General features: G+C 72.5%; 7 protein-coding genes and 1 pseudogene. 4 read left to right on the top strand and 4 right to left on the bottom strand.

Annotated features, from left to right (window positions below; translation table 11 throughout):
* Positions 1 to 4: 4 nt before the first annotated feature.
* Entirely contained in the window at positions 5 to 388 is a 384-nt protein-coding gene (locus IRY44_RS13015; protein WP_194800645.1) for a hypothetical protein, read from the top strand.
* A gap of 108 nt (positions 389 to 496) precedes the next feature.
* Here the strand turns inward: IRY44_RS13015 and IRY44_RS13010 are convergent, their stop codons facing one another.
* Positions 497 to 2,308, bottom strand: a complete 1,812-nt coding sequence (locus IRY44_RS13010; RefSeq protein ID WP_194800644.1) for a glycoside hydrolase family 6 protein — start codon at positions 2,306 to 2,308, stop codon at positions 497 to 499.
* 593 nt (positions 2,309 to 2,901) lie between these two features.
* On the opposite strand from IRY44_RS13010, the gene IRY44_RS13005 reads away from it, so the two are divergent.
* Positions 2,902 to 4,062, top strand: coding sequence for a hypothetical protein (locus tag IRY44_RS13005; RefSeq protein ID WP_228531968.1), 1,161 nt, complete (start codon positions 2,902 to 2,904; stop codon positions 4,060 to 4,062).
* 79 nt (positions 4,063 to 4,141) lie between these two features.
* On the top strand, positions 4,142 to 4,942 hold the full coding sequence (locus tag IRY44_RS13000; RefSeq protein WP_228532043.1) for a class F sortase: 801 nt from the start codon (positions 4,142 to 4,144) through the stop codon (positions 4,940 to 4,942).
* Positions 4,943 to 5,005: 63 nt separating this feature from the next.
* On the opposite strand, the gene IRY44_RS12995 is transcribed toward IRY44_RS13000, so the two are convergent.
* The gene (locus IRY44_RS12995) at positions 5,006 to 10,069 is read right to left on the bottom strand and encodes an NAD-glutamate dehydrogenase (protein ID WP_194800641.1); all 5,064 of its coding nucleotides are present in this window, start codon (positions 10,067 to 10,069) and stop codon (positions 5,006 to 5,008) included.
* 288 nt (positions 10,070 to 10,357) lie between these two features.
* Here IRY44_RS12995 and IRY44_RS12990 point away from each other — a divergent pair, with 288 nt between their 5' ends.
* Entirely contained in the window at positions 10,358 to 12,325 is a 1,968-nt protein-coding gene (locus tag IRY44_RS12990; protein ID WP_194800640.1) for a penicillin-binding transpeptidase domain-containing protein, read from the top strand.
* Between the two features lie 73 nt (positions 12,326 to 12,398).
* On the opposite strand, the gene IRY44_RS31265 is transcribed toward IRY44_RS12990, so the two are convergent.
* Both IRY44_RS31265 and IRY44_RS12985 read right to left on the bottom strand, forming a co-directional pair.
* Positions 12,399 to 12,530, bottom strand: coding sequence for a hypothetical protein (locus tag IRY44_RS31265; RefSeq protein WP_370584924.1), 132 nt, complete (start codon positions 12,528 to 12,530; stop codon positions 12,399 to 12,401).
* A gap of 10 nt (positions 12,531 to 12,540) precedes the next feature.
* Positions 12,541 to 13,568 (bottom strand): annotated as a pseudogene (locus tag IRY44_RS12985) (arginase family protein); the annotation flags it as partial.
* Positions 13,569 to 13,623 lie beyond the last annotated feature (55 nt).

The raw sequence follows: 13,623 nt of genomic DNA, 5'->3' as shown, positions 1-13,623 counted from the left end.
CAGCATGACCGATCGTGACCGCGGTGGCGAGCGGCCGCTGGAGGAGACCCCCGAGGTGGCCGCGGCGGTGGACGACGACAGCACGGTGCCCCAGTTGCGCGGCGGCGGCACCGACCCGGACAACCCCGTCTTCACCGAGCCCGACGGGGCGGTGCCCGACACCGGGTCGCCGAACCTCATCGGTGACCCGTACGCGGCCGGTACCGGCGCGACAGGCACCGGCACCGGTGCCGCACCGGACGACATCCGCACCGGAGCCGAGCAGCCCTGGGATCCGGAGGACCTGGTGCAGGCCCGGGGTCAGGACGTGACGCCGGAGAACCTGGAGCGGGCCCGCCGCGACCTGGCCGAGCTGGGCCGGGCGGCGATCGAGCGCACCGTGCCCTGACACCGGCACGGCCGAGGGCCCCTGGCCGACGTGGGCGTCGACCAGGGGCCCGGGGAACCCGCGCGGCGGTGCCTCACTCCCGCCGCCGCGGGTGGCCCGTACCGCGGCTCAGGAGAGCGGCGGGTACGCGTTCTGCATGAGCTGCTGGAACTGGGCGGCGAACCAGGCGCCGGAGATCGGCGCGTCCGGCAGGGCACCGGACATGCTGTTGCCGTTGCGGGCGTTACCGGTGTAGGTCGGGTCGCACATCCGGTCGAAGCCCTTGCCCTCGTTGTTCGGGATCTCCTTGCTGGAGCCGTCCGACTCACCCGGAGGCTTCACCCAGACGTAGGCGTCGATCCCGGGCTCCGGGTTGGCCTGCGGCCGCTCGCCGAGACCCGCGCCGGCCTGGTTGCACCAGTTGCCGGTGTGGAAGCGGCGGTCGACCCGGCCGCCGTCGACGTACGCGTCCACGCTGGTCGACGGGCCGGGGCCGGTCGGCCGGGCGGCGCCGCCCCAACCGTTGCGGGAGGTGTCGATCAGCATGCCGATGTTGCTGTCGAAGCCGATCGAGACCAGCTTCTGCCGGAACGCCTGGGCGAACGACAGCTCGTCGAGGTACTGGTTCCAGTCGGCCCACTTGGACTGCCGGACGGTCTGGCCGTTCACCGTGTCGGTGATCTTGACGTACGGCTCCTTCAGCGCGGAGTAGTTCGCCGTGTTGACGATGAAGCCCTGCACGTTGGCGACGGTGCTGCCGGACGCCACAGCGGCGGCCTTGAGCTGGTCGGCGACCGGGCCGAAGTTGCTGTCCCAGCCGATCCAGCCGTGGTGGGCGGCGTCGATGTAGTTGTAGACGTTGCCGATCGCGCCCAGCTTCGCCAGGGCGTAGCCGACACCGTTCACGTACGCGCCGTTGGCCTTCACCGTGTCACACATGACGGTGCCACCCGCGTTGCCCGAGGTGTTGGTCACCAGGTTGGGCAGCGAGTCGATCTCGATGATGTTGACGATGCGCAGGTTCCGGTACTTCGCGTCGCCCTGGATCGCGGCGATCGGGTCGATGTACTCGGCCTTGTAGCGGGGCAGCTCGTCCGGGCCCAGCTCACCGTTCGAGGCGAGCGCGGAGCAGTCCCGGCCGGGCAGGTTGTAGATGACGAACTGGATGTAGCCGGCGCCCTGGGCGAGCGCGGCGTCCAGGTGGTCACGGACGCCCATCGCCCCGTTGGAGCTGCTGTCCGGCGTGCCGTTGATGGCGGCGATCCGGTCGATCCAGACGGCGGTCGGGTTGTTCGACACCCGGTTGCCGCCGGACACCGACTCGGCCTTGGCCTTCCACTCGGGGTTCACGTACCCCTTCACACCGGCGTACGGGTTGTCGACCCGCTGCCCGGGCGGCGGCGGAGTGGTCGTCGGCGGCGTCGAGGTCGGCGGGGTCGACGTCGGCGGGGTGCTCGTGGGGGGCGTGCTGGTCGGCGGCGTGCTCGTCGGCGGGGTGCTGGTGGTCGGCGTGCCGCCGTTGCACACGGTGCCGTTGAGCGTGAACTGGGTCGGCTTGGGGTTGCTGCCGCTCCAGGAGCCGTTGAAGCCGATGGTGGTGCTGGCGCCGCTGGCGAGCGACCCGTTGTACGACTCGTTCTGCGCGGTGACGTTCTGGCCGCTCTGGGACCACCGCGCGGACCAGCCGTTCACCACCCGCTGCGAGCTGTTCGGGAAGGTGAAGCCGAGGTTCCACGAGCTGAGCGCGTCACCGATGTTCTTGATGGTCACGGTGCCGGTGAATCCACCGGGCCAGTCGCTGGTCGTGTAGGTCACGCTGCACTGCGTGGCGGCCTGCGCCGCGGTGACCGGGAGGGTCACCAGTCCACCGGCTACCAGGACGCCGGCGCTGGTGAGCGCAAGCGTCCGGTTCCGGCCGGACAGCCTTCTCCACAGATTCATGCCACTGATCTCCTTGGGCGAGACCGGATCCGCGTACGGCCCGGCGCAATGGCGGCTGCGGGCGTCCTGCGGGAACGACCGTGCGCGCCACGGGTTACTTCGGGGGACGCCCGACCCGGACGGGCGTTGTGGGGGTGGTGGTGCCGACCGGTCCGCAGGACCGGCCGATGGAGCCGGACGTCGGCCGGTGGTGCCGGCTGCCCTCGACGTCTGAGCTCGCGGTGTGGCTCCCCGAACCGCGTGGAACGATTCTTGCATGGGAGCGCTTCCATGACAATGGCTCGATGCGCCTCGCCCCACCGTACCGCCCGCCCCCACTCGCGCCGCCCCACCGACGCCCCTCAGCTCGGGTGGAACACCACGGGTGTCAAAACGGCCCGGAGACACCCATGACGTTCCACTCGGCGCGCGGACCGCGGTCGCGGCGAAGGGCATTCGATCCGCGCGCGACGTCGGACAGGGCACGCATCCGCCCCAACGTCAGCAAATCCCTAAAAGCGAATCTTTCCCCGAATAACTCGCGAAAAGGTCTAACGTCGGTCTTAGCTCGACTGACGTCGGGCTCAGGACGAACAGGGATGGAGACGCTGGTCATGGCTAAGAAGATGCTCGGGAAGGTGGTCGCGGGCGCCGCTCTCGGCGGAGCGGGCCTTCTCGCGTTCACCCCGGGAATGGCCTACGCGGGCGGGCACGACGAGGGCAAGGTCATCGCCAAGCCGCACGTGGTGAAGGCGGGGGACACCGTCGAACTGCTCGCGATCTGCTCCGAGCCGCAGAAGCACGCCACCGTCTGGTCGAAGGTCACCGGCAAGGTCGACCTGCACCCGGCCCGCGACGGCGAGCACGGCGACTGGGCCGACCGCGGCGGCGACTGGGGCGGCGACAAGGACTGGGGCTGGGACGACAAGGGCCCGGACGGCAAGGACGACCACGGCAAGGGCCCGGACGGCCGCGGCGAGCCGGGCGGGGACGGGCACGGCCCGGACGGCAACGGCCCCGGTGGCAACGGGCCCGGCGGGAACGGCCCGGGTGGCGACGGCATGCCGCAGCCTCCGGCGAACCAGCCCCAGCCGCCGGCCGGCCAGCCGGAAGGGCAGCCGCAGCCGGGTGGCGCGGGCGCCGGCGCGGCCGTCGACCCCGGCGACTGGCAGGGGCACGACGAGTACGGCCAGGACGCCGAGCCGGGCTGGGAGAAGGAGAAGCCGGGCGGGCCGGACTGGACCAAGGACGAGCACGGCCCCGACGGCAAGGGCCGGCACGGCAAGGACGCCAAGGACGAGCACGGCAAGGACGACCGTGGCGCCCGGCCGGACGACAAGGGCAAGGACGGCAAGGACGAGCACGGCTCCTGGCAGGACGGCAAGGACGACTGGCAGGGCGGCAAGGACTGGCAGGGCGGCAAGGACGACTGGCAGGCGAGCGGAGGCGCCTGGCAGGAGGACAAGGGCGACTACGGCAAGGACGCCGAGCGCGACTACGGCAAAGACGAGTGGGAGCACGGGAAGGACTTCGTCTACTACGGCGAGGCCACCGTGTCGCACGACGCCCGGCCGGGCCGGTACGAGCTGCGGGGCACCTGCGGTGAGGGCGAACTGGTGGTCCTGCCGCACGGTGGGGTCGACGGCGGCGACGGCGGCATGACGACCACCGGCGTGGACCGCAACCTCGCCACCGGCGGCGCGGGCATGATCGGCGCCGCCGCGCTGGGCGGCCTGGTGCTGCTGCGCCGGCGGCGGGCCGGTGGCCTGGTCTGACCGGACGACGACCCGGGCCGGCGGCCGCCACGGAAGTCCGTGGCGTGCCGCCGGCACGGCCGTCGTCGTCCTGCTCGCCATGGCCGGGGCCGGTCTGATCGGCGCGTCCGTCCGGACCGTCCCGCCACCGTCACCGCCGCAGCCGCTCGGTCAGGCGGCCCCGGTCACCACCGGCCCGCAGAGCGATCCGGGTGGCGCCTACGCCGACCCGGACGCCGAGGGCCAACCCGCACCGGGCGCCGAGAGCCAACCGGCACCGGGCATCGGGCAGTCCACACCGGGTGGCACCGGCCGGCCGGCAGCGGGCCCCGCCGGGGGCGGCCCGGCGACGCCGGGCCCACCGAACGCCGCACCCGGCGCCACTCCGGGCGCCGCAGCCGTCCCGGGCGTCCCGAACACGACGGGCGCCGCCCCGGCCCCGCTGCCCCGGTCGGCGCCGGTCACCATCTCGATCCCCCGCATCGGGGTGCAGGCGCCGATCATGTCGCTCGGCACGAACCCGGACGGCACGGTCCAGGTGCCCCCGCTGGACCAGGCCATGAACGCCGGCTGGTACTCCCCCGGCGCCAGCCCGGGCGAGGCCGGCAACGCGGTGATAGTGGGTCACGTCGACTCCGCCCAGCTCGGCCCAGCGGTGTTCTTCAACCTCGGCGCGCTGGTGGCGGGCGACACGATAGTGGTCGCCCGGCAGGACGGCTCGTCCGCCACGTTCACGGTGCGGGAGGTCGCGTCGTACCCGAAGACCGCCTTTCCCGCCGCGCAGGTCTACGGCCCGTCGGACGTGCCCGCCCTGCGGGTGGTGACCTGCGGCGGGGTGTTCGACAAGACGGCCGGGAGCTACCTGAACAACATCGTCGTCTACGCCCCGATGACGAGCTGAGGGGCGGAAACGGCAGTGGCCCGGCGGTCGGGAACCGACCACCGGGCCACTCGCGTCGAGCGGTCAGGCCGCCGCCGAGGTCCGGACCAGGGTACGGATCTGTCGCAGCAGCACCGACAGCGCGGACAGGTCGGCGCGGGACTCGTCGAACTCCCCCATCGCCCGGTGCGCCCGGTGGATCGAGGTGGCGTTCGCCTGCTCCCACTCCTGCACCCGCTCCACCGGCGGCACGTCCTCCGGTGTGGACCCGAGCACCTCCGCGGTGAGCGCGGCCAGCGCGGCGTACAGGTCGTAGCGCAGCGCCATCCGGGCCAGGGTCTGCCACCTGTCCTCGCGGGGCAGCAGGGAGATCTTCGACAGCAGCGCGTCGACCCGGAACCGGTCGGAGAGCACGAAGTAGACCGAGGCCACCTCGCTCACGTCCCGCCCGGTCGCCTGCGCCGTCTCGACGATGTCCAGCAGGCCGAAGCTGTACATCAGGCGAGTCGCCTGCTCGGCCAGGTCACGCGGCAGTCCGCGCTCGACAAGCGACTCGATGTGCGCCGCGATGGCCTCCCGCTCGGTGCCCCAGAACCGGTTCTCCAGGTCCGGCAGGAGCCGGGCCACACCGTCGCGCAGCCGGGCGATCTCCGCCGGCACGTCGATCGGCGAGCGCCGGTTGGTGACCAGCCAGCGCACCGCGCGGTCGAGCAGCCGCCGGGTGTCCAGGTAGACAGCGGTCTGCAACTCGGGCGAGACCTTGTTGTCGAGCGCCTCGACCGCGTCCCACAGGTCGCGCAGGCCGAACACCTCGCGGACCACCACGTACGCCCGGAGCACGTCGGCAGCGGACGCGGCCGTCTCCTCGACCACCCGGAAGACGAACGAGATGCCACCCCGGTTGATCGCCTCGTTGACCAGGACCGTGGTGACGATGTCCCGGCGCAGGCGGTGCCGGCCCATCCGCTCGGCGAAGCGCTGCCGCAGCGGCGTCGGGAAGTAGTTGACCAGGACCTCGGTCGTCCACTCCTCGTCCGCCAGGCCCTCGCCGACGATCTCGCGCTCCAGCACGATCTTGACGTACGCGAGCAGCACCGCGAACTCCGGCGCGGTCAGGCCGCTCTCGGTGCGGACCGCCAGTTCCTCGTCCGAGGGCAACGCCTCCAGCGACCGGTTCAACGCGCCGGACCGCTCCAGCTCGTTGATCATCCGCCGGTGCACCGGGAGCAACGAGGCGGCCTGGGCCTGGGCGTTGTTGAGCGCACGCGCCTGGTCGTAGTTGTCCCGCAGCACCAGATCGGCGACCTCGTCGGTCATCTGGGCCAGCAGCTCGTCGCGCTCCGGCCGGTCCAGCTCGCCGTCGGCCACCGCCGTGTTGAGCAGGATCTTGATGTTGACCTCGTGGTCGGAGCAGTCCACACCGGCCGCGTTGTCGATGAAGTCGGTGTAGATGCGGCCGCCGGTCGAGGCGTACTCGATCCGGCCCTGCTGGGTGAAGCCCAGGTTGCCGCCCTCGCCGACCACCCGGCAGCGCAGGCCCTTGCCGTCCACCCGGATGGCGTCGTTTGACTTGTCCCCCACCTCGGCGTTGGTCTGGCTGGACGCCTTGACGTAGGTGCCGATGCCGCCGTTCCAGAACAGGTCGACCGGCGCGGTGAGGATCGCCTTCATCAGCTCCTGCGGGCTGAGCTGCGTGACGTCCTCGTCGAGGCCGAGCACCGCGCGGACCTGCGGCGAGATCGGCACCGACTTCGCCGTACGCGAGTGGACGCCGCCGCCTTCGGAGATCAGCTCGCGGTCGTAGTCCTCCCACGACGAGCGCGGCATGTCGAACAGCCGCTTGCGTTCCTCCCAGGACCGGGCCGAGTCCGGATCCGGGTCCAGGAAGATGTGCCTGTGGTCGAACGCGGCCACCAGCCGGATGTGCTTCGACAGCAGCATCCCGTTGCCGAACACGTCGCCGGACATGTCGCCGACGCCGACCACAGTGAAGTCCTGCGTCTGGGTGTCGTGGCCCAGCTCCCGGAAGTGCCGCTTGACCGACTCCCAGGCGCCCCGGGCGGTGATGCCCATCTTCTTGTGGTCGTAGCCGGCCGAGCCGCCGGAGGCGAACGCGTCACCGAGCCAGAAGCTGTGCGCCTCGGAGATCTCGTTGGCGATGTCGGAGAACGTCGCCGTGCCCTTGTCGGCGGCCACGACCATGTACGGGTCGTCGCCGTCGTGCCGGACCACGTCGTCGGGCGGCACGATCTCGCCGCTGACGATGTTGTCGGTGACGTCGAGCAGCGCGGAGATGAACTCCTTGTAGCAGATCACCGCCTCGTCCCGGTCGCCCGGCTTCTGCTTCAGCACGAAGCCGCCCTTGGCGCCGACCGGCACGATCACCGCGTTCTTCACCATCTGCGCCTTGACCAGGCCGAGCACCTCGGTCCGGAAGTCCTCGCGCCGGTCGGACCAGCGCAGGCCGCCGCGGGCCACCGGCCCGTACCGCAGGTGCACGCCCTCGAACCGGGGCGAGTAGACGAAGATCTCGAACTTGGGCCGCGGCGCGGGCAGGTCCGGGATGGCCTGCGGGTCCAGCTTGAACGCCACGTACGCCTTGGGCCGCCCGCCCACCGGCTTCTGGTAGAAGCTGGTGCGCAGCGTGGCCTGGATCAGCGTCAGGTAGGCCCGCAGGATGCGATCCTGGTCGAGGCTGGCCACCTCGTCCAGCGCCTCACCGATCGCGTCGACCAGCTCGCCGCTGCGCTGCCGCCGCTCGTCGAGCGTGGTCGCGCCCGGGGCGAACCGGGTCTCGAACAGCTTCACCAGCAGTTCGGCGATCTGCGGGTACGCGATGAACGTCTGCTCCATGTACTCCTGGGAGAACACGGTGCCGGCCTGGCGCAGGTACTTCGCGTACGCGCGCAGCACGACGACCTGCCGCCAGGTGAGCCCGGCCCGCAGCACCAGCTCGTTGAAGCCGTCCACCTCGGCCTCGCCCCGCCAGGCGGCGGCGAAGGCGTTCTCCACGTGCGGACGCACCTCGGCCAGGTCCTGGTGCCGCTCGGGCAGCTCCAGACCGAAGTCGTAGAGCCAGATCCGGCCGTCGACGCGCTCCACCTCGTACGGGTGCTCGTCGACCACCTTCACGCCGAGCGAGTGCAGCACCGGCAGCACGGCGGAGAGCATCATCGGCTCGCCGTACCGGTAGACCTTGAACCGCACGTCCATCGTCTCGTCGGCGTCGGCGGCGCGGGCGGCGTACGGACGCGGCGGTGCCTGCTTGCGGAACAGGTGCATCTCCAGCTGGCCGGGCTCCTCCAGCAGCTCCAGCTTCGCCAGGTCCTTCATCGCCTCGTACGGCGTGTGCCCGTCCTTGTAGCCCTCCGGGAACGCGTCGGCGTACCTGGCGAACAGGTGCTTGGCCTGCTCGTCGCCGAGCTTGCGCTCCAGCACCAGCCGGTAGTCGTCGTCCCAGAGGCGGGTCGCGTCGGCCAGCTCCTCGGCGAGCAGGTCGGCGTCGATGTCGCCGGGCGGGTTGTTCGGGTCGGTACGCACGATGAAGTGCACCCGGGCCAGCATCGACTCGGTCACCCGCGTGGTGTAGTCGACGCCGACGCCGTTCAGCTCGCGCAGCAGGATGTCCTGCATGCGCAGCCGGTTCTGGGTGGTGAAGCGGTCCCGCGGCAGGTAGATCAGGCAGGAGATGAACCGCCCGTACGCGTCGCGGCGCAGGAACACCCGCAGCTGCCGTCGACCCGCCATCCGCAGCACGCCGATCACCGCGTGGTACAGGTCGTCGGTCTTGATCTGGAACAGCTCGTCGCGCGGGTAGGTCTCCAGGATCTGCAGCAGGTCCTTGCCGGAGTGGCTGCGCAGGCTCAGGCCCGAGCGGTCGAGCACCTCGGCGACCTTGCGCCGGACCACGGGCAGCTCCTGCACGCTGGTCCGGTACGCGGCGGTGGAGAACAGACCCAGGAAGCGCCGCTCCCCGACCACCTCGCCGGCCTCGTTGAAGATCTTGAAGCCGATGTAGTCGAGGTACGCCGAGCGGTGCACAGTGGCACGCGAGTTGGCCTTGGTGATGATGAGCAGGCGCTTCTCCAGCACCTTCTCGTGCGCCTCGGGCGTCATCGAGTTCAGCGACCGGGCCTCCGGCGAGTCGGAGCGCAGGATGCCAAGCCCGGTGCCGAGCACCGCCTCCAGGGCCTGCCCGCCGCGCGCGCCGTCGGTGTCGACCAGGCGGTACTCCCGGTAGCCGAGGAACGTGAAGTGGTCGTGCGCCAGCCAGCGCAGCAGCTCCACCGAGTCGGTGATGTCCTTCTCCGGCACCGGCGGGCGGTTGTCCGACGTCCGGGCGGCGGCCAGCTCGTCGGCGAGCGCGAGGGCCCGCTGCCGCATCTTCGGCCAGTCCTCGACCGCCTCGCGCACGTCGGTGAGCACCCGCTGCAACTCGCGCCGCAGCGTCTCCCGCTCGGCCGGGTCACGGACCGGGTCGATCTCGATCCGCATCCAGCTCTCGACCAGGTCACCGGCGATGGCGTCGTCCGGTTCCACGTCCGCCGACACCTCGGTGAGCCGGCCCAGCGGCTCGCGCCGCACCACGACCAGCGGGTGCACAAGCAGGTGCACGTCCAGGTGGTGGGAGTTCAACAGGGCGGTCACCGAGTCGACGAGGAACGGCATGTCGTCGGTGACGATCTCCACGACCGTGTGGTGCTGCTCGGCGTCCGGCTCGTGGATGCGGAGCTTCAGCTCGCCCGGCACCCGCTGCTGGGCCAGGTCCCGGTGCGCCCGGGCCGCCTCCAGCATCTCCTCGGCGGTGAAGCCGATCAGCTCCTCGTCCGGCGCGAACCGCCAGAAGCGGTCCACCAGTGTGGCCGCGTCGTGGTCGTCGCCGGCCAGCGCGACCGCCTGGGCGACCAGCCGCTCCGCGTTGGGAACGGGCTCGTCCAGCTCGGCGTCCTCCGACTCGTCGGCCAGCGCCTGCGCAGGCAGGCCCAGGTCGTAGAGGGTGTCGATGCTGGAACCGGTCATCCCGGTCACTCCTGTGTCGAGACGGCTGAAACCGTCCCCGTCGGTCGCCGAATCGAAGCTGTCGTCGTCCCGGCCGGTGTCAGCCTGCCGGAGGTCGGGTCCCGGTTTGATCGCCGGACGCCGGTCCATCGGTGCCACTCCCCTCGACCCACCGCGTTGTGGGTCACTCTGCCGCCCAGCCTAGGCCCTACCGCGCGGTACCTCCCGCGGCGGATCACTGGCCGGACGTCCGGATCGGGACTCTGTCCTTTCACCCGTTGCGGGTCCGAGGTCGGCCGCTCGCGGAGTACCCCGACTGGCGATGTTCATCACACTGCCACACGCTGCTTCTCGCGCTGCCGGAGGCCGTGGCGGGGCGGTGGGGAGCGCCGGGCCGTACTAGCGTGCAGGGCAGTTGAGCACCGGAGGGACCGCTTCATGCCCGTGTCGTACCCCGTCCGCCCCCACCGCCACACCCGTCACCGCGCCCTCGCGGCACTGGCCGCAGTCCTGGTCACGGCCGGTGCGCTGACCGGATGCTCCGGGGACGACGGCCCGGAGACGGCCGTCGAGGCGTTCCTCGGCGGCTGGCGCTCCGGCGACCTGCAGGCGGTCGGCTTCGTCCAGCCGGCCGGCGGGCGGGTGCCCGCCGGCGACGTGACCAAGCAGATCCAGGCGCTCGCCGGCGCGCTCGCGGCGAACCCGCCGGAGCTGGCGCGCACCGGCGAGATCACCACCAAGGGCGACGTCGCCACCGCCCGGGTCAAGGTGAGCTGGGCGCTGCCCGGCGGCGGCACCTGGGCCTACGAGAATCCGGTACGCCTCAAGCGCGGCGGCGACGACCAGTGGCAGGTGATCTGGGAGCCGTCGGTGGTGCACGAGAAGCTGGAGAGCGGCGACCGGATCGCGCTGCGGCGGGAGCCGGCGCAGCGCGCCGGTGTGCTGGACGCGGCCGGTCAGCCGATCGTCGCACCGCGCCCGGTGGTCCGGGTGCAGCTCGTCCCCGGCGAGGTCACCGACGTGCCCGGCACGGTCAAGAAGCTGGACGCCGCGTTCAAGGCGATCCGGCCCGCGCTCACCCCGCCGGTCGACCTGGGCGACCTGCCCAAGCGGCTCAAGGAGGCGAAGGCGGACGGGCTCGTCGAGGTGGTGACGCTGCGCGACGAGGCGTACCGGCAGATCAAGCCGCGCATCTACGACCTGCCCGGCACCCGGTTCGTCTCGGAGCAGCTCATGCTGGCGCCGACCCGCGAGTTCGCCCGGGCGCTGCTCGGCTCGGTCGACCAGGCCACCGCCGATGACCTCCAGGCCCACCCGGAGCGGTACGCGCGCGGCGACCTGGTCGGCCACGGCGGCCTTCAGGGCCGGTACGACGAGCGGCTGCGCGGCGTCCCCGGCGTCACCGTGATCACCGAGCGGACCACCCCGGACGGCAAGGTCGAGCCGACCGGCACGGAGCTGTACCGCGCCGACCCGAAGCCCGGTCAGCCGGTGAAGACGACGATCGACGCGGCCACCCAGAACGCCGCCGACGCCGCGTTGCGCGGGCAGACTCGCCGGTCCGCCCTGGTCGCCGTGCGGATCAGCGACGGCGCGGTGCTGGCCGCCGCGAACGGCCCGGGTGCGGCGGGCGAGAACCTCGCCTTCACCGCCCAGGTTCCGCCCGGCTCGACGTTCAAGATGGTCAGCGCGCTCGGCCTGCTCGACCGCGGTGCGGTGACCCCACAGACGACTGTGAACTGCCCGAAGACGGCGACCGTCGAGGGCCGGGTCTTCAAGAACTCGGACAACTTCGAGCTGGGCGCGGTGCCGTTCGCCACCGACTTCGCCGAGTCCTGCAACACCGCGTTCGTGGCGCTGGCGCCGAAGCTCGGCCCGGACGGGCTCGCGCAGGCGGGCCGGTCGCTCGGCCTGGAGGCCGCGTGGGATCTGGGCACCGACGCGTTCACCGGCAAGATCTCCGCCAACGGCCCGGCCACCGAGCAGGCCGCCGCCGCGATCGGTCAGGGCACCACGCTGGTGAGCCCGCTGGCGATGGCCAGCGCCACGGCGGCGGTGGCCCGGGGCAAGTTCGAGCAGCCCAAGCTGCTGCTCGACCCGGCGCCGGCCAAGCCCGCGCCGGCCGGCGGGGCGCTCAAGCCGGAGTCGGTGGCGGCGCTGAAGTCGATGATGCGCGGGGTGGTCACAGCGGGCAGCGGCAGCGCGCTCGCGGACGTGCCGGGCGAGCCGGTGCACGGCAAGACCGGCACCGCGGAGTACGACAACAACCCGGCGCACACGCACGCCTGGTTCGTCGGCTGGCAGGGCGACGTGGCCTTCGCCGTCTTCGTCGAGCAGGGCGGGGCGGGCTCGAAGGTCGCCGCGCCGATCGCCGAGAAGTTCCTGCGCGGCCTCGCCGCGAGCTGAGCGGGTCCCGCGCCGCCCGGCCGTGAGCTGAGCCCGGTCCTGCGCGGCGGGGCGGCGCGCTGAGGCGTACCGGTCAGGCGATGTCGATGCCGGAGCGGGCCGGGTCCGGCTCGTCTCCGGCGGAGGCGCGGCGCAGCAGACCGGGCCCGAGCGGGTCGTCACCGAGGTCGTCGTCGGCGGTCGGGTCGGGGCCGATCGGCTCCACCGCGACCGCCGGCGCCGGTACGGCCGCCGGGGCGGGCAGCGGCTCGGGCTTCGACCGGCTGTCGGCGGCGCGGGGCTGCGGTGCGACAGGTCCGGCCGGCAGCAGCCGGGGCGGCACGGCACCCGGCGCGACGACCGGGGCGAGCCCGGCCACCACCGTGTTCACGATCTCGGCGGCGTACGCCCCGTCCGGGTCGTAGTCGGGGTCGAAGACGGTCAGCTCGACGCCGAGGCAGTGCGGGGTGTCGACCAGCCCGGCGAGCAGGATCTCCAGCTCGGCGAAGGCGATGCCGCCCGGGTCGGGTGCGTCCACTGCGGGCATCACCGCCGGGTCGAGCACGTCCACGTCGATGTGCACCCAGTAGCCGGCGCAGTCGACGAGCTGCTCGTGCGCCCACTGGGCGGTCCGGGCGGCGCCCTCGGCGCGCAGCGCCGGCACCGGCCGGGTGGTGATGCCGGCGGCCTGGAGGTCGAGCCGGTACTCGTCCTGTGCCCGGATGCCGAGTACCACCACGTCGATGTCCCGGAAGTACGGCCGGCGGCCCTCGATCGCGGCCAGGTCGGGCTGCCCCCGGCCGGTGACCAGGGCGAGATCCTCCCCGGCGGCGGCGCCGACGTACGAGGCGTTGCCGGGGTGCCGGAAGTCGGAGTGGCCGTCGACGAAGACCAGCCCGATCCGCCCGCCGACCGCCTCGCCGAGACGGTGCATGGCCAGCGCCGAGCCGAGCAGCACCGAGCAGTCACCGCCGAGCACCAGCGGGAACTCGCCCCGGTCGATGATCGCGCCGATCCGGTCGGCGAGCGCCACCGAGTACGCGGAGATCTCCGGCGCGTGGCAGACGCCGTCACCGGGTCGCCAGTCGCCCGGGTCGTACCGGGGCGGGGTGAGGCAGCCGGCGTCGCGGGCCCGCAGCCGCGCGAGCAGGCCGTGGTCGCGCAGCGCACCCGGCGCCTTGCCGCACCCGGGGACGGAGCTCGCGGTGGGCGGGCGCAGTCCGAGGTTCGTCGGCGCGTCGAGGACGGCGATCCGGCGCATCATGGGCTCCCGTCCTCGGCGGTCGGGCGGGCCGGCGGTGCGCCGGCCCGCGCGGGTT

Origin of the sequence: Micromonospora sp. ANENR4 (assembly GCF_015354395.1) — a bacterium.
GTDB classification, from domain to species: domain Bacteria; phylum Actinomycetota; class Actinomycetes; order Mycobacteriales; family Micromonosporaceae; genus Micromonospora; species Micromonospora aurantiaca.
This window is presented reverse-complemented; position numbering and strand designations above follow the sequence as displayed.